This window comes from Dactylosporangium sp. NPDC050588 (genome assembly GCF_040654975.1).
GTDB lineage: Bacteria > Actinomycetota > Actinomycetes > Mycobacteriales > Micromonosporaceae > Dactylosporangium > Dactylosporangium maewongense.
On record NZ_JBFAJA010000011.1, the window covers coordinates 64,025 to 81,554 of the forward strand.

Consider the following 17,530-nt stretch of genomic DNA (forward strand, 5'->3'; position numbering starts at 1 on the left):
GGGTGGGCAACGGTTTGTCGTGGTCCATCGACGCTCGCCTCGCCAGCGTGTTCAAGTCGTGGCGAGCGAGCGCCGGCGGTTGCTTACGCGTCGAGGTGGATGGCGGCGAGCAGCGGCGCGGTCGGTACGCGGTAGACGGCGCCGACCTTGAGCAGCGGCACCGGGAACGCGCCACGGCGGGCGAGCTTGTACGCGGCGGACCGCGAGATGCCGAGGATCTCCGCGGCGGTGGTGAGGTCCGTGGTCGGCCCGAGCGCCCGGAGCCGCTCGGGAGTCCAGGCGCTACGCGCGGACATATGAGTACCCGCCGTCGGCGACGGCCTCGTCGGACGGCCGCTGCGGGTCGTGGATCGGGTGCACCGACGGGTCGAGCTGCTCCGCCTCGGGGAGTTCGTGCAGGGCGAGGCGTTCGCCGCGGACGTGCCAGGCGAGTTCGCCGGGGCGGCTGGTCGCGACGGTCAGCCCTCCTGAGTGGCGTCCGAAGCGGTCCGGGTCGTCGGTGGTGACGAGCAGCAGGCTGACACCGGTGTCGGCGGCGAGGCAGCGGTACCGGCGCAGCCAGCGCGACGGCGGTCCGCCAGGGTCGCGCTGGTACCAAAACCCGATGCGCTTGCCGCGGTGCAGGTACTCGCCGTACGGAGCGGGTACGGACCGCCAGGCCCGAAGGTCAGTGCCGGCCTGCGTGCGGGCATGGGCGGCCAGGTCGACGAAGAACTGGTTGACGGTGAGATCCGGCTCGCCGGGAACGGGCCGGCGCAGCTGGACGCCGAACCGCCCGAGCAGCCAGGTCGAGTCGACGCGGACGAGCCAGCCGCGGCGGGCCAGGGTCCGCAGCCGCCGCCCAGCGCCGGCTGACGTGGAGTCGTAGCCGAGCGCGGTGAACTGCTCGGTGGTCAGGGCCCGGTGCTCGGCGAGCATGTCGATGGCCCAGCGGTCGCGCGGCATGAGGCCGCGCAGGTCGGTGAGGGAGAAGGTGGTCTTCACGGTTGTGCGCCTCCGGTAGGAAGGTCAGCGAGGGTGAGCGGGCCGGGGTGGCCGTGCAGCCACCAGGGCCCGGTGGCGGGGTGGGTGCCGGGGACGCGGGCGGCGGTGGCGACCGGTGCCCCGAGCGGGCCGAGATCGGCGAGCCGCTGGTGCAGGTGGTGTTCACGATCGGGGGAGTGCAGCCACAGCAGCACCGGCCACGCCGGCCCGCCGAGCGCCGTGAACCGGGCGTACCCGGCGACCTTGCGCAACAGCTCGGTGAGGGGTTCGCCGCCGGTGTCGTACTCGAGGAAGAACGGCACCCCGGACCAGACGCCGTGCCCGTCAGGGCGGATGAGGGTCTGCGTGATGAGCTCCACCCGGTCGCCTGGTCCGGCGAACGCGCCGGGTGTGCTGCACCGCGACTCGGGCCACCACCGTTCCAATGCGTGTGGGGAGTGGCCGGCGAGTTGGGTGAAGAAGCCGTTGACCCCGAGGCGGTGCTGCAGGATCCGGGAGGCGGTCCAGCGGCGGCGGATCGCCTTGGCGTATCCGGGTCTGGGTATCGGCTCGTCGCGTTGCGCGGCGACGACCTCGGCGCCGAGCTGGTCGATGACGTAGTGGAACGGGTACGAGCCGCCCTCGGCCCGGAACGGCCGGAACCGGTCCACCACCTTCAGCGCGGTGAGCCGGTGCAGGCGGTGCTGTGCGAAGTCCAGCGACGGGAACAGCGCCTCAGCGATCTGCCCGGTCGTCAGGACCCCGTGGTCGTAGAGCCAGTCGAGGAGTTGATGGTCACGGGCAGTCAACACCGACTGCACCCGCAAGACCTGATCAGGCACGGTGATTCCCTTCATCTGGTACAGGGGGAGAGGGGGAACACAACGTGTCTCTGAGCCGCCGCACGAACGGCGGGACGGGCCACGTGCTGCAGGGACAGCGGCCGGCGACCTCCGTTGCGGGGTCCGGATCAAGACGGACGCCATGACGGCGGTCAACAAGGACGCCAGCACCGACGGCAAAACGCCTACCGACCTCACGGGGGCCGTGGTTGACGGCGGCGGCACCTGCTCGATCGGTCCGCGGGGACCGTCACCGACCGTCGAGCCCCTCATCCCCCTATCCGCCTTTGTGAGCGCTGGCGAACACCCCCCACCGCTCACAACCGCTCACAGGCGTTCCGGGCCGGGTTTGTGAGCGCGCCGTGAGTCGCTGTGAGCGCCGGACCGGGCTCCCTGTGAGCGTCACGTGGTACGGCAGGATCCGCCTTGTGAGTGCGTGCGAGCTGCTGTGAGCGCCGGGCGTGCGAGCCGCTCACACCGGAATCGGCCGCTGTGAGCGGTTGTGAGCGCCGACGGGCCGGTCAACGCGCGGCCGTCGTGTCACGCGGACTGCTGACTACCGGCGGCAGAGCGTGGACATGCACACGTCAACGACGAGCATCAATGACATCACTCGCGTGTCATCGCTGCGTCAACGACACAAGTCGATGTCAGGAGCCGCCTGTCACGGCGCGCCGCCGGATGTCACTCGCGTGTCAATCCACTCGCGCGCAACGCGCGGTGGGTCGATGTGACATGTCACCCCCGACGAGACGGCATGTCAAACAGCAGGTGAGGCATCAATTAACCTTGATGGAGGGCTACACCGCGGCGGTCATGTCAGCCGTGACACCGCGGAATGTCGGCGAAGATCATCGATTGACATCGCCGCAAGCTTGGGCGTGACACGCCCCGCTGTCACAGTCGCCGCATTCGATGTCATTCCCCGGTGACACGATCCCCGCCAGTGTCGCGTCACGCGCCGGTGACGATGTCACAGCGCTGTCCACGCCGCGTGTCACAACCGTCGCGTCCCGTGCCGGTCCCCCTGCCGGCGGTGGTGCCGCGACGGCCGGCCGAATCATGTCCATCGACAGCGACGACTTGACTCCGTGGCAAAGGCGAGCGTTCATCGACGTCCAGCCATCCCGGAAATTCACCGGCAGGGGAGGACTCGTGTCAGACGTACCGCCGCGCCACGACCCAGCGACCGCAGGCAGCTTCGGCCAGCTGATCACCCGCCGTAGGCACCAACTCGGCCTGACCCAAGGCGACCTGGCAGACCAGCTGTGCGCCAGATCCGGACGCCCGACCTTCACCCGCCACGAAATCTCGCGGTACGAACGCGGCCTGCGCATCCCGACCACACCGCTGCTGACCGCCATAGCCGACTCACTCGATCTTCCCATGGCTGTCCTGCGCCGGACCGCAGCCGCCGACCGGAAACGCCGGCACGCGGGGAGCCGACGTTGAGCGCCACCCACCGGGTCGTCCGCCCATCCTGGACCTGCGCCGCCGACGGACTTCCATGGCCGTGCACCGAGGCGCAGCGGAGCCTGCGAACCAACGACCCGGCCATGCTGCGCCAGACCATGGCCAACCTCATGGCCATCGCCCAACGAGAGCTGGACGACACCGACCCCGCAACGCTGTACCGGCGCTTCCTCGCCTGGACCCTCGAACCCGACCAGCGATGCGCCATCTGCGGCAGCCGCCGCCACGCCGTGATCCCCGGCGTACCGCCGCGCCTCATCCCGTGCGACGGCCTACGAGCAGTCGTTGCCGACAGCGACCGACCCGCGTGATCGTCGAACGCGGCGACGGTGGCAGTTGCCGATGGTCAGGCCTGGTCGTAGTGGATGTACGGATTCAGGACCTGCCGCTGCCACAGCTGGCTGCGCTCCGCCGCCGTCAGCTGCGCCTCATCGGCGGCGTCCTGCCACTCACGGCGGATGACCTCGATCTGGGCCTCGATGATCTGGTCGGCGTCTTGGCTGGAGAGCAGGAAGTCGGGCGCGGCCTTGCGGCACAGCCGCAGCTGGCTCGCACGTTCGCCGGGCACTCGGGTGATGTTCAGGGCCTGATTGGCGATCTCGCCGCTGCGCGGCTGGGGGCACAGGTCGTACGCGGGGGTCAGCGACAGCTGCGCGCCGTCCCAGAACGCGGCGTGGTTGCGCAGGTGATCATCGGTGTTGCCGATACAGACGTTGAAGACCATCCGCGCGAACAGCTCACGCAGATGCTGGCTGGGGTCGGTGAACTGCTTGCGGACCGCGTCCGCGAGATCCGGGTAGCCGGCGTGCCGCGCGCCCATCTCGTCCTCGCCCAGGATGGTCAGCGCCGAGACCATCATGCGCCGCTGCCCGGGTACCGCGGTGCGGTCGAAGCGTTCCACGAGCAGCACGCCGCGGCCGGCGCAACGGATGACCTCGCAAGCAGCGACGTTCAGGCCCACCCGCCGAGCCAGGATCATCCCGACGGCCTCCGCCTTGACCACGGGGTAGTAGTCACTCGTCGAGGACAACTTGGCGATCAGGTGGTGCCCCCGGTCGAGCACGGTGACCTTGGGACGCGCGCCACCGATGGACGTGCCCCGCGTCAACGCCTCGCCCAGCGCGGGTGACAGCGGCCGGCCCGCCTCGAGCGCCTCGGCGGCACCGATGAGCTCGGCCAGCTCGGCCGTCTCGTTCCGCGCGACGTACTCGGTGGCGCTGGCCTGGAAGTCCAGCCCGCCGACGCGGTCGGAGCCGGAGGTCAGCATGTACGTCAGCTCGTCCAGGGCCGCGGTGTCCGCGTCGCGGTCGAGGTGGCCGAACCGGCGAGCCAGGATGACGCGCCGACCCCACGCGTCAGGGCTGGCGTCGCGGAGGCAGCCCGCCAGCGGCAGGTTCCGCCGCGGTTCGATCGGCCCCTCCCGCAGCGGCAGCTCGGGCGCGTACAGCGGGACCGCGTCGGGACGCGCCAGGTAGCTCTGGCCGTACGCGAACACGTACCGGTCACCGTCCACGGCGACGACCCGGCCCGCGACCACCGGCTCCGTGGCGCCGGGCAGCCAAGCCCACACAAAGGCATCCCGCGGTGGTGCCATGCCGCTCCTCCGTACGAGGTCAGAAGTTGTCGTCGACGACGAGCGCCGGCTTCGTCACCCGAGCCGGCAGCAGGGCCAGCCGCTGCCTCGCAGCCGCGGCCAGGGCGGGCAGCTCCCGCTCGTCCGCACCGAACAACGGGACGCCGACAAGCACCGCGGCCTCGAACGCCAGGCCGACCGCCACGGTCGGCTCACCCCGCTCGAGACGCCCGATGGTGTGCGGCTGCACACCCACGCGCTCAGCCAGGTCCGCGACAGTCCAACCACGCCCCTTGCGGGCCGCGGCGATCTGGGACCCGAGCAGCACAACAGCAGCCCGAGTCGTCGGCATGTAGGACCTTGTTCGCTTTGCCATCACGCCCTCACCTTCGATAAAACAACGCTAACACTGCTTTGCAGTCGTTTTATCAACATCGACGAGTCCTGGCGCGCGTATCGCCAGTCCGTAGGTGAGGAGTGGCCAGCTATGCCATGTACTTGACGTACGTCGAGCGCGTCGCATGCTGGTCGGGAACGTTTGGGGGATCTCACGTCCGTTGCCGCGCATTTCGACAACTACTCAACCGCACGAGCGCACTTCAAGGACCTGCTCGACGCCGCGCGCCGCGGCCGGGTGGCGACCGTGCAACGGGAGACCGGCCGGGCTGCGGTCGTCGATGCCGAGCGACTGCGTGCCACCCTCGTCGGTGTCCTACCGCGGCCGCAGGTGGTGGCCGAGGACGGCGGCTGGTCGGTGTTCCTGCCCGGGGTGCCGATAGCCGCTGACGCGGCGACGTTCGACGAGGCGATCAAGGAGATGATCGTGGCGTTGCGGGAGTACGCCGACGACTGGCAGGAACACCTGCTGGACGCGCCGAACCGCCGGAACAACTGGGCGTTGGTCCAGGTGATCGAGCTCAGCGACGACATGCAGCTGCGCGAATGGCTGGTGGGCGCGGCCCGATGAGCTGGCCGGCACCGACACGCCAGGATCACCGGAAGCTCTGCGAGATCGAAGGAGGGGAGCCCACCCGGATCGTTCGTGGACCGACCAACACCGCCATGTGACAGACGAACTCGCGCGGCCCCAACATCTGGAGCCACACCATGCGCGGCCAACTCGACGTCACCGAGGACGTCTTCTTGAACTGTGTACGCGCTGGCATCACACCAGCCCGCGGCAAACCCAAAGCGCCAACAGCCGAACCGACCTCAGCAAGGTGGTGCACCTGCTCATCACCCGGGTCGGCCTCGCCGAACCAGACGTGGCGCGCATGGCCAAGGACGAAGCCGTCGCCGGCCCAACCAGCACTGGGCCGAAGACAGCTGACACACCCTGTGAAGGCCCACGAGCGCGATCTCAACCTGGCGAACTCCGTACGAGGTAGGTCGACGCGGCAGCACTGGCCCACACGCCTTCACCAGCTATTGAACCCTTTCGGCACTTGTCTAGCTAAGCGGCTTCGGCAGTCCACCCAGGGTCGACCCACCGACCGTCGCCTTCCACTCGACCGCCAGTGGCGCGTTGCTTCGCGCGTTTCGAGCCAGCCCGAGCTGCAACCGAACAACGCGGGTGACCGCCTTGTGCCCGTGGTTATTCCACGCTAATATTGCGTGGGTGAGCCTCCAGGACCCGCGTGGAACGCGACAAGAGTTGAGCAGTGTGCTGCGCGACGAGATCGCGTTGCTCGACGCTTTGCTCGAGGTCCTCACGGACCCGTCGACGGCCACCGCGGAGATCGCGTCTGCGATTGCCGGCCTGGAGCAACGCGGCGAGCAGCGTGGTCGGCTCCTGCGCAGCCTGCGGGAGGAGGTTACCGAGGAGCGGATGCGGGAGGAGGAGCGTTCCGTCCGTCAGTACGTGCTTCGCGCGCTCAGTGAGGTCGGTGTGCCGCAGAACGCTGGCTTCATTCAGGAATACGTTTGGGCACGCGAGACGGTCGATCTCAACACCCGAGGCTTTGGGGCGCTTCGGCGCGACGAGCGGCGTTCCTGGAGCCGTTCCGGTGGCGCACGTGTTGCCTACATCGTTCCTGCCCTCGACGCTGCCGGCCATGCGATGTCCCGTTGGTTGGCGAGGTCGGATTGGCCTTTGGAGACGCGCATCGTCACCGTGCCCGACGGCGAACGCCTGCTGGACGTCCACAAGGTGCGGGCGCTGTTGGATGCCCGCGGCTCGCGGGAGCCGCAGGCTCTAGGGGATCCACTGGCCCCCCTGATCGAGCGGTACGCACGGGAGGTGCTCGACATCGCTCCTCCATCCGGTGACCGAACGGCGGGCTGGAGTGACTGGGCCGCTGACGTCGCCCGGCAGGTCGATGCGCGACTTGCACAACTGAGTGACGTGGTCGCCGAGGCGCAACGGGTAGCGACCGCATCGGTCACCGCGCTTCCCAGGGAATCCCAACTCTGGGGAGCGAGAAGATCTCAGTGACCAATCCACAAACGGCGATGCGAGGCTTCAGAATGCGCGAGCTCACGTCGGAAGAGCGCCTCAAAATGCAGCAACTGCGGCTGCGGGACTACTGGTCCGCGCGCGCGGTCGGCGCCGAGATCGAGGCCTCGGGTCCTGCCACCGCAAATCAGTCCCTCGACCTACCCCAGCAGTGGAGATTGACCGGTGGGCTCACCCTGGCACCGTGGCAGCGCGAGGCGGTCGACGCGTGGTTTTCCGCCGGCGGTCGGGGGACGATCAAGGTCGTCACCGGTGCGGGCAAGACCGTGGCCGCACTGGCCGTCGCCGAGCGCCTCCAGAGGGATGTGCCGCAACTGCGGGTGGTGATCGTCGTTCCGACGATCGTTCTCATGCAGCAGTGGCACGAGGTGCTGGTGTCCCGCTCAAACCTTCCGCCGACCGCGATCGGCCGTCTGGGCGGCGGGCACTCCGACGACTTTGACGCCCAGAAACGGGTTCTTGTCGCGGTCCTGTCGTCGGCCCGTAAGTCGTTGCCAACGATGGTCAGGAAGTCCGCCGTCGGCGACCGGCTGCTCTTCGTCGCCGACGAGTGCCATCGCCTCGGCGCGCCAGAGATGTCGGCGGTGCTCGAAACCCCCCGACGGTTCTCTTTGGGGCTCTCGGCGACACCCGAGCGGGACGACGATCCATCCGGTGCGGCCATGGATGCCGACAGCGACCGTGAGATTGGCGACGTGGTCTATGAGATGTCATTTGCCCAGGCCATTGAGCAGGGCGTGCTGCCGCCCTTCGATGTCCAGCACTTCGGCCTGTCACTGAGCGCCGACGAGGCGCGCCAGTATCAGGCACTCACCCACTCGATCAACGATGCTCGCCGGGAACTGATCGCTGCCGCGCCACCATCGCAACGGCAGAATCTCATGGCATGGGCCCGGCGCTCCGCCAAACGGCGAGTCGGGGACCAGGGCGAGGTCGCGGCGAGATTCGTCGCCGAAACGACGCGACGCAAGCAACTCCTCTACCGGGCGGGAAGCCGCCTCGACGCAGCCCAGGAACTCGTTCTGAGCGCGCTGCGGGAGCGCGCCGACGCCAGAGTGATCCTCTTCCACGAGAGCATCGAGGAGGTCGGCGTCCTGTTCGACCGGCTCGGGTCGGCCGACGTGCCCGTGGTCATGGAGCACAGCGAACTCCCGCAGGAGCTCAGGGACCGGAGCCTGGAACTGTTTAGGGCCGGCGACGCCAAGGTGATCGTCTCCGCACGGTCACTCATCGAGGGGTTCGACGTCCCGGAGGCGGATCTCGGCATCATCGTCGCCTCAACGAGCTCGCCGCGCCAGCGCATCCAGAGCATCGGCCGGGTACTGCGCAAGCACCGGGACGGCGACGGCGCCGACAAGTCGTCCCGGATCTGTGTGCTGTTCGTTCGCGGCACCGTGGACGAAGCGATCTACGAGCGCGAAGACTGGGGCAAGCTCGTCGGGGTCGACCGGAACCGTTACTTCGCCTGGGACCTCCCTGCACAACCAGTTGAACTGCCTGGTCCGCCACGGAACCCCCTGCCGAGCGAGGTCGAGATCGACTTCGGTCAGCTGCGGGAGGGTGACGCATACCCGGGGCAATACGAGGGCGACGAGTACTCGGCGACCTCTGCTGGCAACGTGCACGATGCGGACGGGCGGGTCGCCGCGAACCCGCAGAAGGTGCCCGCGATCGTCACTCGGCTCAAGGGCCAGGCCGGCCGGTTCCGAGTGACGCGGCAGGCCCGCGCGATCCTGGTCCTGGCCCGAGACAGCGACGGCAGTTGGGGCACCATCTACGGCGGGTTGCTGGCCGAGGCGTTCAGCTTCAGAGATGCCGCCGACCAAATCATAGATGTCGATGTCATGGGCATTCAGCCCGGAGATGCCTACCCCGGACCGGTGGAACCAGCGGAGGAGTTCCGCTTCCGTCAAAGGGCCGGCGGCGTCATCGCGAAGCGCGTACCCCGCGGTGAGGTGTTCGCGCTCGGACCGGCCGCCGAGCAACTCCTTATCGAGGTCCGACACCTGGCGAAGACCCGGAATACCCTGTCGCGGGTCCTAGTTAACCGCCTGCGACACGCATTCTGGTTCGAGAATGGCGAACCGAGATTCATCACCGCGCTCGATGAAGACCTGACGTTCCCTGAAATGCCGTGAGTTCGACCGTACACACGACTGCACGCCCCACACCTCCACCTGATCCCAAGGAGGATCGCGCTCGATGAGCACCGTCATCTCCCCGTTCACCGGAAACTGCCCGAAGAACGTGTCCAAGGACGCGAAGTACGCCATCCGAACCAGTCCGCGCGGCCCGGTTGTCGCCCTTACCTATCAGCACCCGAATGGAGAGCGCTGGCTGGCCACGACGGCGGACCACCCCGACCTAGTACACATGGTCAACCGGGTGAAGGTCGAGATGGGCTATGCGCCGAACGGCCCCTTCTACATCAACGAGCACTCGCAGGTGATTGTGCCCGTAGCGATCGGCGGGGACACAACCTACTACCTTGCCGACGAATATGACCTGGCCCTCGAGTTCGAGTTTGAGGGCAACATTCTGAGCGGCAACGCGCTCGACGATAATGGCGACGCCCTAGAGCCGGGCGACCCGTGGACTGGACCGCACCCCGGCATCCCCTATGTGCTCAAGTCTGGCAAGGCGGAAATCTACTATATGGCGACGCCGCGCCCCAACGTAGAGCGGCCGGAGTTGCTGAGCTCACACGTCGGTAAGGACCTCACCCGAGTCATTGCGGAGCGGGTCCGCCGCGTTAAGGGCTGGGATGGCGGACGGTTCTACGTCAACGAGTGGCGTGAGATGTTCGCGCCGGTCAATGGCGGGACCGGATGGGAGTACATCTACATCGGCCACCTCGCCGAGAACGACCCATGGTTTCCGAAACCAATCTGCTGATCGTCCGTCAGGCGCTGGGTGCCGATGACTACCCTCGGCATCTGGCGCGATCTGGCGCTTAGTACGTACCAGCGAGGACCAGCGGCTCGTCGCTTTTGTGGGTGGTCCCGGCGCCTGCGGTGGGCGACCATGCAAGCGTGCCGTTGAGCGTGCGGCCTTCATAGATACGGAACGCGGCATCGATCGTCGAGTTCCTCATGCCTGGCCGCCAGTACGCCGTCCACCGCCAGGCCCGTAGCCATAGGCCAAGCAGCGAGGCGCCAAGCGGATGCTGTCAGTGCGCCGGCTCACCAGCTGGCGAATGCGTCGCCTACTCGATGTCTACGGTTCTCAGCTTCGGCAGGCGGCCTTCTCAGGCCACGTTGAGCTGGATGTTGCCGATACGGGCGACAATATCGAGTTGGCCGCCGAGTCCGACCACATAAGCCCTCAGCGTCTCCAGGCCGACGGCGTCGCCGTTCTCGATCTGGCTGATGCGCGCCTGCGTCAGTCCGGTCGCTTCGGCCAGTTGGGCCTGAGTCATGCCGAGTTGCTTGCGGATGTCAGCCAGTTGAGCGCCGCTGACCGATGCCAGCATCTGCTCTCGCATTTCCCGGCGCCGGGTGACTCGCTCGGTGCTGTCCCAGGTCGGGTCGGCGGCACGAGCCTTGGACTTGACGTCCCGCCAGTTCGAAGCTTCGGTCATGACTGGCCCTCCTCTTTCAGTGCTGCGAGATGGTCGGCATACCGAGAGTCCGCGAGCGGGATCGCTTTGCGGTACCACGTCTCCCACCGCCCGGACTTGTCCCCTGCTACCAGGAAGATCGCCTCACGTGCAGGATCGAACGCGAAGACCATCCGAACCTCGGAACGGCCGGCAGAGCCTGGCCGCAGCTCCTTCATGTTCTGGTACAGGCTGCCTTTCAGCCGGTCAACCAGCGGCCGGCCGAGTGCCGGCCCCTGCTCGGCCAGAACGTCGATCGCCTCCGCCACGAGGTCTGCTGTCACCACGTCGGTGCGACACAGTTCCAGGAACCATTCCTCGACCTCGGGATGCAGCCGGACCTCCCACATACCAGCAGTATAAGCCAGACTTATATTCTGGCTCCAGCGGCCACGCACCAACTCGACGAGTGATCGGCGAAGCGAACCGTCCAGGGTCACTGCGAACCAACCGGGCATACCGGACGGACCCCGCCCATCGCAAACGCCGATTGTGTGATCGGCCCCCGCCTCCACCAGCCCGAACGAATCCAGGTCACGCCGGGGCGGGATATGCCGACGCAGGTCAGCGTGGGCGTCGGTACACTGTGCTCCGCGCCCTCGTAGCTCAGGGGATAGAGCAACGGTTTCCTAAACCGTGTGTCGCAGGTTCGAATCCTGCCGGGGGCACCAGGTCACAGGCTTATGGCACGTTCTTCCTGATCTTGCGTGCCATTCGCGTGCCACTAGCCTTCCTGGCCACCTGACCATCGCGATGAGCAGGGTACCGACCGCGAGGTCGACGATGTTGTTGGCGAGGCGGTCGGTGACCATGCCGCGGACGGTGAAGCCGCCGTCGACGGTGACCGCGACCGTGGCGTAGAGCAGGTGCAGCAGCCCGGCGCTCAGCGCAGCAGGCGCAGCGGCGCGGTCTCGGTAAGGGCGTTCGGGAAGCGGCGGTGGAGCGCGATCGCTGCGCAGGTCGGTGTCGGCGGCAGCACGATGAAGTGCGGCATCGTGCCTCGCGCGAAGCACTATTCTCGCTTGCTATGGGCCGGCGGCGGGAGGGGTGGGCCGGGCCAGGGGTGTGGGTGAAACTGGTCCTGCTGGTGCTGCCGGTCGGGGCGCTCTGGTTGTGTGCGTTGCCGCGGACCGGGGGTGCGGGGGTGGTGGCCGGGGCGGACGCGCTCGCCGCCGTCGCCGTCGCGGCGCTCGCCCGGGCGCCGCGGCCCGCGATGGTCGTGGCCGCGGGGTCGGTGCTCGCCGACGTGGTGTACCGGGGGGCGCCGGAGCCGGCGGCGTTGTGGGCGCCGTTCGAGTTCGTGGGGCTGGGGGTCCTGCTGGTGGCGCTCGCAAGGCGGGCGCCCGCGCCCGCCGGGGTCGCCGTCGGGGTGGCGATGACGGCGCTGCCGTTGCGGATGTCGCTGCACGTGCCGGGGGACCGGGTCGAGGCGTCGGTGCTGCTGGTGAGCGCCGCGTTCGGGGCGACGGTGTGCGTGGCCGGCGCCGGGCTCTACCTGCGGCTCGGCGACCACCGCAGGCGCGAGGCCGAGGAGCGGGCCCGCCGCGCGCACCGGCTCGACCTGGCCAGGGACCTGCACGACCTGGTCGCGCACGAGGTCACCGGGATCGTGGTCGCGGCGCAGGCGGCGGGGCTGGCGGAGATCGAGGCGGCCGGCCTGCGCGCCCTGGACGGGATGGACCGGATGGTCAGCGCGCTGCGGGGGCCCGCGTCGCAGCGGGTCCTGGGCGTCGGGGACCTGCCGGAGGTGGTGGAGCGCTTCGGTGCGACCGGTCCCGCCGAGGCACATCTGTACATGACGGAAATCCCGGCGATGTCGGCCGAGGCTTCGAAGGCGGCCTATCACGTCGTGATCGAGGCGCTGACCAACGTCCGCCGGCACGCCCCGGCCGCGACCGGGGTGACGGTGACCGTGAGCGTCGCGGACGGCCGGGTCGGGCTGGTGATCGTCAACGACCGCAGCGGATCGACGGCGGTCAGGGACGGCGGCGGGAGCGGGCTCGCCGGCCTGCGGGAGCGGGTCGAGGCGCTCGGCGGCGAGCTGCACGCGGGGGCGCGGGACGACGGCTGGCAGGTGACCTGCCACCTGCCAGCCGGTCAGGTCACGCGTCGCTGGTGAGTGTGATGAGCAGGATGGCCGCGAAGACCAGGATGAACGGCATGAGCAGCCCGATGATGCTGATCGGCCGGGCGAGCAGCCGCTTGCCCGGGTTCATCGGCTGGCGGGCGCCGCCGTACGGCGAGGGCTGCGGCGGCGCGAGGTTCGCGACCTTGCGCCGGTTGATGATGTTCCAGAGCACGACGAACGGCGTGATGAAGAACGAGCCGTAGCTGTACCACCCCTGGATGAGGGTCTTCGACGTCATCTCGCGGAACGTGGCCATGCCGCAGTCGCGGCAGAACGGCCCGTCGACGTGACGGAACTGCATGACGATGATCAGGCCCCGGTGCCCGCGGAACTTGGTCTGCGCGGTCGGGACGTTGTTGCAGAACCGGCAGGGGGTGAGCTGCGCGGCCTGTTGTTGCTGCTGAGCCGAGATGGCCATGGTTCATTCCTCCCGTGGAAGCGGCAACAGGCTACGGCATCCCACCCGCACGTGGGGGGCGCTTTTCTCTCCCGTTCGGCAGATGTGCCCACCGCGGGCGGCCGCGAGGCTGGACCCATGCTTGAGCTGATCGACATCACCAAGGTCTACAAGGGGCAGAAGCGCGCGGTCGACGGCCTGACGCTGCGGCTCGGGCCCGGCCTGGTGGGGCTGCTGGGGCCGAACGGCGCGGGCAAGTCGTCCCTGCTGCGCATCGCGGCGACGGTCACCCGGCCGACCCGGGGGCAGGTCCGCTTCGACGGCGCCGACGCGGTCGCCAGGCCCGCCCCGCTGCGAAGAGCGCTCGGCTACCTGCCGCAGGACTTCGGCGTGTACCCGCACCTGACCGGCCACGAGTTCCTCACCTACCTGGCGGCGGTCCGCGGCCTCTCGCACCGGTCCGCCCGCGCCCGCGTCGGCGAGCTGCTCGACCTCGTCAACCTCGCCCACGCCGCGAAGCGCCCCCTCGGCGGCTACTCCGGTGGCATGCTGCGCCGGGTCGGCATCGCGCAGGCGCTGCTCGCCGACCCGCGGGTCATCGTCGTCGACGAGCCCACCGCGGGCCTCGACCCCGAGGAGCGGGTGCGCTTCCGCAACCTGCTGAGCGACCTGTCCGCGGACCGGTCCGTGCTGCTGTCCACGCACATCGTCTCCGACGTCGAGTCGGTCGCGACCAGGATCGTCGTCATGGCCGCCGGCCGGATCCGGTTCGACGGCGACCCCGGCGACCTGGTGCGCAGCGTCGCGGGGCACGTGTGGGAGCTGCCGGTCGCCCCCGCCGACCTGCCGGGCGTCCAGCAGCGCATGCCGGTGACCAGGCAGATCCGCACCGGCGGCCACGTCAGGGTCCGGGTGCTCGCCACGCAACGCCCCGCCCCGGACGCCGCCCCCGTCGCGCCGGACCTCGCCGACGCCTACCTGGCGGTGACCCGGTGACCGCCGTCGTCGGCCTCGCGGTCGCCGACTTCCGGGAGCGGGTGCGCCGCCCCGCGTACCTCGTGATGCTGATCTCGGCGGTCGGCCTGGGCTGGCTGGCGGTGCCGCCGACCGACGCCCGCTGGGTGGTGCTCGACGCCGGCGGCTACCGCGGCACCTACACCAGCGCCTATGTCGGCCTGGTGACCGCCCTGACCAGCGCGTTGTGGCTCACGTTCGTCGGGTTCTACCTGGTCCGCGACGCCGTCGCCCGCGACGTCCGCACCGGGGTCGGCCAGCTGCTCGCGGCGTCGCCGCTGCGCACGCCGGTGTACCTGGCCGGCAAGTTCGCCAGCAACCTGCTGGTGCTCGGCTCGATGGCGGCGACGCTCGCCGGCACCGCGCTCGCGCTCCAGCTGCTGCGCGGCGAGTCGCGGACCGTCGACCTCGTGGGGCTGCTCACGCCGTTCGTGTTCCTGGCGCTGCCGATGCTGGCCGTGACGGCCGCCGCGGCGCTGCTGTGGGACGCGACGCCGGTGCTGCGCTCCGGCTTCGGCAACATCCTGTGGTGCTTCGTGTGGATGGTCGGCGCCATCGGCGGCCAGTCCGCGTCGGCACCGCTCGGCGGGATCGGTGTATCGCAGCTGGCGGGCACGATGCCGGCGACGTCCGACTCGTTCGGCCTGGGTCTGATGTACGTGGACACTCCACTTCGGACGTTCGACTGGCCGGGCCTGCCGCTGGATGCGCCGTTCGTGGCCGGCCGGGTCGCGCTGACCCTGCTCGCGGTGGCCGTGGCCCTGCTGCCGGCGCTGTGGTTCCACCGCTTCGACATCGCGGCCCGCGGCCCCGCCACGGCGGTCTCCGCCGGTGAGCCGAGGACCGTCTACAAGGGACTCCCGCAGACGCCGGCGGTGGCGACCGGGTCCGCGGTGCGGCTGCCGTTCGCCGAGCTCCGCGTCCTGCTGCGGGGAACGCCCTGGTGGTGGTGGACCGGTGCGGCGCTGCTGGCCCTGCTGGGGCTCGCCTCCCCGGTCGATCCCGGCTCCGTGCTCGCCGTCGTGTGGATCTGGCCGGTGATCCTGTGGTCGCGGCTGGGCACCCGGCGCGAGGCGGGGGCGATCCTCGCGGCGTATCCCGGTCCGCGCCGGCGCCTTCTCGCCGAGTTCGCCGCGGGTGTACTGCTGGCGGCCGGCACCGCCGCGCCATCGGCGATCCGGATGGCCGCCGAGGCGGACCTGGCGGGCCTCGCGGCGTGGGCGGCCGGCGCGCTGTTCATCCCGGCGCTCGCCCTGGCCCTCGGTACCCTCACCGGCGCCGCACGCACCTTCCAGGCGGTCTACACGATCCTCTGGTACATGCTGATCAACGACGTCGCGGCGGTGGACTTCATGGGCGCCCTGCCCTCGGGCGGCCCGCCGCCGGCTCTGGTCGCGGCCTCGGCGCTGGCGCTGCTGGGAATCGTGTTCTTCTTCCGGACCGGCAGAACATTCGGCGGCCGTGGAAGCGTCTGTTGGGGGTGACGTTCGAGGAGTTCGTGCACAGCAGGGGCGCGGCCCTGGTGCGCTTCGCCCGGTTGCTGACCGGCGACGAGCACCGGGCCGACGACCTGGTCCAGGAGGTCCTGGCCAAGGCGTTCGTGCAGTGGCGGCGGGTGTCGGCGGCGGAGCGCCCCGACGTCTACGTCCGCCGGATGCTGGTCAACGCCAACACCTCCTGGTGGCGCCGCCGCTCCAGCGGTGAGGTCACCGTCGCGCTGGTCGCCGCGCCCACCGCCGCCCCCGACATCGGGGTGGCGGTGGCCGAGCGGGACGCCCTGTGGCGGATGGTCCTCGCCCTGCCGGTGCGCCAGCGGGCGGTCCTGGTCCTGCGCTACTACGAGGATCTCGACGACGTCGCGATCGCGGAGATCCTCGGCTGCTCGGCCGTCACCGTCCGAACCACCGCGATGCGCGCCCTCACCACCTTGCGCGCCCGTCACCAGCCCTCTTCCTCCCGGAGCGTCTCATGAGCACCCAGCTCGAGCAGGACCTGGCGGCCACGTTCGGCGCCCACGACGGCGACGTCGTGGACACGTCCGCCCTCGCCGACGCCGCCGCGCGCCGCGGCCGCCGACTGCGGGCCCGTGCCTATGCGGTGCGCGGCGCCGCGCTCGTGGCGGTCGTCGCCGCCGCCGGCGCGGTCACCGTCTCGCGGTCCCCGGGCGTGCCCGGCCCGACCGGGCAGGCGTCCCAGAGCGTGGGTGCCGACTGGACCAGATACCCGCCGCCGGGCGGCTGGTCCGTCCCCGGCCTGCCCGCGATCGCGGTGCCCGCCGACCCGTCGAGGATCGGCACCGACCCGGCGCTGCTGCACTTCACCGTCGACGAGTGGAGCGTGGTGTCCCCGTACACCACGTGGCGCTCGACCGGCGGCGTCGAGACGATCGAGTTCGCCCGGGACGGTGCCACCTACAAGGTGTCCCTGGCGAAGACGACCGCCCTCCTCGACCGCCTCCTGGAGGACGAGAACCGCGACCCTGCCGGCCACCTGCCCACCGCCACCGACCGGGGCGACGGCCTCTTCGTCTTCACCTCCGGCCCCATGCAGCGCTTCTACTACCAGCGCTGGCAGCCGGTCCCCGGCGTGTGGGCGCAGCTCTTCGCCGAGGACGCCGCCACCGCCGACGCCGCGCGGATCAGGTCCCGCGTCCGCCTGGACGTCACGCTGCGCTGCACCGCGCCCGTCCAGCTCACCGTCCTCCCGGCCGGCGCCGGACTGCTCGGCTGCGAGACCACCCTCGCCGGCAATGACCTCCCCGGCCGCCTGCTCTTCGCCACCCTCTGGGCCGGTGAGAACACCGTCGACCGCGCCGAGATCTCGATGCGGCACGCCGGTCTGCCCGCCACCTCGGCAGCCCCGACCCTGACCATCGGCGGCCACCCCGCGGCCGTCTTCACCGACGACCGGTTCCGCCCTTCCGTCGAGTTCCCCGACGTCAATGAACTGCGGATCCACATCGCCGGCACCGGCACGTACACGAGCCCGGCGCTCCTGACGATCGCCGAGGGCATCCGGGTGGCCCGCACCCCCTTCGACCCGTCCACCTGGGCCGACCGGCTCGTCCCCTGACGCGCCGGCGCGGGG

General features: G+C 69.9%; 19 protein-coding genes and 1 tRNA gene. 12 read left to right on the plus strand and 8 right to left on the minus strand.

The genetic code is table 11. The features are described from left to right. Window positions 1–83: 83 nt before the first annotated feature. From AB0I21_RS09500 to AB0I21_RS09510, 3 genes are read right to left on the minus strand one after another with little or no spacing between them, the layout of a single operon-like run. On the minus strand, window positions 84–296 hold the full coding sequence (locus AB0I21_RS09500) for a helix-turn-helix domain-containing protein (RefSeq protein WP_354899651.1): 213 nt from the start codon (window positions 294–296) through the stop codon (window positions 84–86). Further along, window positions 283–984, minus strand: a complete 702-nt coding sequence (locus AB0I21_RS09505; RefSeq protein WP_360559892.1) for a hypothetical protein — start codon at window positions 982–984, stop codon at window positions 283–285. Before AB0I21_RS09505 ends, AB0I21_RS09500 begins: the two co-directional genes overlap by 14 nt. Next, window positions 981–1,805 (minus strand): replication-relaxation family protein, encoded by an 825-nt coding sequence (locus AB0I21_RS09510; RefSeq protein ID WP_360559893.1) that lies wholly within the window; start codon window positions 1,803–1,805, stop codon window positions 981–983. Before AB0I21_RS09510 ends, AB0I21_RS09505 begins: the two co-directional genes overlap by 4 nt. A gap of 1,062 nt (window positions 1,806–2,867) precedes the next feature. Between AB0I21_RS09510 and AB0I21_RS09515 the strand changes: the two genes are divergently transcribed. Both AB0I21_RS09515 and AB0I21_RS09520 read left to right on the plus strand, forming a co-directional pair. Then, entirely contained in the window at window positions 2,868–3,257 is a 390-nt protein-coding gene (locus tag AB0I21_RS09515) for a helix-turn-helix transcriptional regulator (RefSeq protein WP_360559894.1), read from the plus strand. Window positions 3,258–3,361: 104 nt separating this feature from the next. Further along, entirely contained in the window at window positions 3,362–3,589 is a 228-nt protein-coding gene (locus AB0I21_RS09520; protein ID WP_360559895.1) for a hypothetical protein, read from the plus strand. Between the two features lie 35 nt (window positions 3,590–3,624). On the opposite strand, the gene AB0I21_RS09525 is transcribed toward AB0I21_RS09520, so the two are convergent. Both AB0I21_RS09525 and AB0I21_RS09530 read right to left on the minus strand, forming a co-directional pair. After that, a complete protein-coding gene (locus tag AB0I21_RS09525) occupies window positions 3,625–4,848 on the minus strand; it encodes a type II toxin-antitoxin system HipA family toxin (protein ID WP_360559896.1) in 1,224 nt (407 codons plus the stop codon). A gap of 43 nt (window positions 4,849–4,891) precedes the next feature. Beyond that, the gene (locus AB0I21_RS09530; protein WP_360559897.1) at window positions 4,892–5,203 is read right to left on the minus strand and encodes a helix-turn-helix transcriptional regulator; all 312 of its coding nucleotides are present in this window, start codon (window positions 5,201–5,203) and stop codon (window positions 4,892–4,894) included. Window positions 5,204–5,389: 186 nt separating this feature from the next. On the opposite strand from AB0I21_RS09530, the gene AB0I21_RS09535 reads away from it, so the two are divergent. The 4 genes from AB0I21_RS09535 to AB0I21_RS09550 all read left to right on the plus strand — a co-directional run bounded on the left by AB0I21_RS09535 (window position 5,390) and on the right by AB0I21_RS09550 (window position 10,201). Beyond that, window positions 5,390–5,818: a hypothetical protein gene (locus AB0I21_RS09535; RefSeq protein ID WP_360559898.1), complete on the plus strand. Its 429-nt coding sequence runs from the start codon at window positions 5,390–5,392 to the stop codon at window positions 5,816–5,818. Window positions 5,819–6,469: 651 nt separating this feature from the next. Further along, the gene (locus AB0I21_RS09540; RefSeq protein WP_360559899.1) at window positions 6,470–7,285 is read left to right on the plus strand and encodes a hypothetical protein; all 816 of its coding nucleotides are present in this window, start codon (window positions 6,470–6,472) and stop codon (window positions 7,283–7,285) included. Between the two features lie 32 nt (window positions 7,286–7,317). After that, the gene (locus AB0I21_RS09545; RefSeq protein ID WP_360559900.1) at window positions 7,318–9,444 is read left to right on the plus strand and encodes a DEAD/DEAH box helicase; all 2,127 of its coding nucleotides are present in this window, start codon (window positions 7,318–7,320) and stop codon (window positions 9,442–9,444) included. A gap of 64 nt (window positions 9,445–9,508) precedes the next feature. Continuing rightward, window positions 9,509–10,201, plus strand: coding sequence for a hypothetical protein (locus AB0I21_RS09550; RefSeq protein ID WP_360559901.1), 693 nt, complete (start codon window positions 9,509–9,511; stop codon window positions 10,199–10,201). Between the two features lie 352 nt (window positions 10,202–10,553). On the opposite strand, the gene AB0I21_RS09555 is transcribed toward AB0I21_RS09550, so the two are convergent. Next, entirely contained in the window at window positions 10,554–10,886 is a 333-nt protein-coding gene (locus AB0I21_RS09555; RefSeq protein ID WP_360559902.1) for a helix-turn-helix transcriptional regulator, read from the minus strand. Next, entirely contained in the window at window positions 10,883–11,254 is a 372-nt protein-coding gene (locus tag AB0I21_RS09560; RefSeq protein WP_360559903.1) for a type II toxin-antitoxin system RelE/ParE family toxin, read from the minus strand. The genes AB0I21_RS09555 and AB0I21_RS09560 overlap by 4 nt, the downstream gene beginning before the upstream one ends. Window positions 11,255–11,499: 245 nt before the next feature. Here AB0I21_RS09560 and AB0I21_RS09565 point away from each other — a divergent pair. After that, a tRNA-Arg gene (locus AB0I21_RS09565) sits at window positions 11,500–11,575 on the plus strand. Window positions 11,576–11,973: 398 nt separating this feature from the next. Further along, window positions 11,974–13,023 (plus strand): ATP-binding protein, encoded by a 1,050-nt coding sequence (locus AB0I21_RS09570; protein WP_360559904.1) that lies wholly within the window; start codon window positions 11,974–11,976, stop codon window positions 13,021–13,023. On the opposite strand, the gene AB0I21_RS09575 is transcribed toward AB0I21_RS09570, so the two are convergent. After that, window positions 13,007–13,450 carry a hypothetical protein gene (locus AB0I21_RS09575; RefSeq protein ID WP_360559905.1) on the minus strand — a complete coding sequence of 148 codons (444 nt, stop codon included), beginning with the start codon at window positions 13,448–13,450 and terminating at the stop codon, window positions 13,007–13,009. The genes AB0I21_RS09570 and AB0I21_RS09575 overlap by 17 nt on opposite strands. Before the next feature lie 117 nt (window positions 13,451–13,567). Here AB0I21_RS09575 and AB0I21_RS09580 point away from each other — a divergent pair, with 117 nt between their 5' ends. The 4 genes from AB0I21_RS09580 to AB0I21_RS09595 are packed head-to-tail and all read left to right on the plus strand — an operon-like array spanning window position 13,568 to window position 17,515. Next, complete coding sequence (locus AB0I21_RS09580; protein WP_360559906.1) at window positions 13,568–14,425, plus strand: ABC transporter ATP-binding protein; 858 nt, start codon at window positions 13,568–13,570, stop codon at window positions 14,423–14,425. Beyond that, complete coding sequence (locus AB0I21_RS09585) at window positions 14,422–15,927, plus strand: hypothetical protein (RefSeq protein ID WP_360559907.1); 1,506 nt, start codon at window positions 14,422–14,424, stop codon at window positions 15,925–15,927. Before AB0I21_RS09580 ends, AB0I21_RS09585 begins: the two co-directional genes overlap by 4 nt. After that, on the plus strand, window positions 15,924–16,415 hold the full coding sequence (locus tag AB0I21_RS09590) for a SigE family RNA polymerase sigma factor (RefSeq protein ID WP_360559974.1): 492 nt from the start codon (window positions 15,924–15,926) through the stop codon (window positions 16,413–16,415). Before AB0I21_RS09585 ends, AB0I21_RS09590 begins: the two co-directional genes overlap by 4 nt. Next, window positions 16,412–17,515 (plus strand): hypothetical protein, encoded by a 1,104-nt coding sequence (locus AB0I21_RS09595; protein WP_360559908.1) that lies wholly within the window; start codon window positions 16,412–16,414, stop codon window positions 17,513–17,515. The genes AB0I21_RS09590 and AB0I21_RS09595 overlap by 4 nt, the downstream gene beginning before the upstream one ends. Window positions 17,516–17,530: the final 15 nt, after the last annotated feature.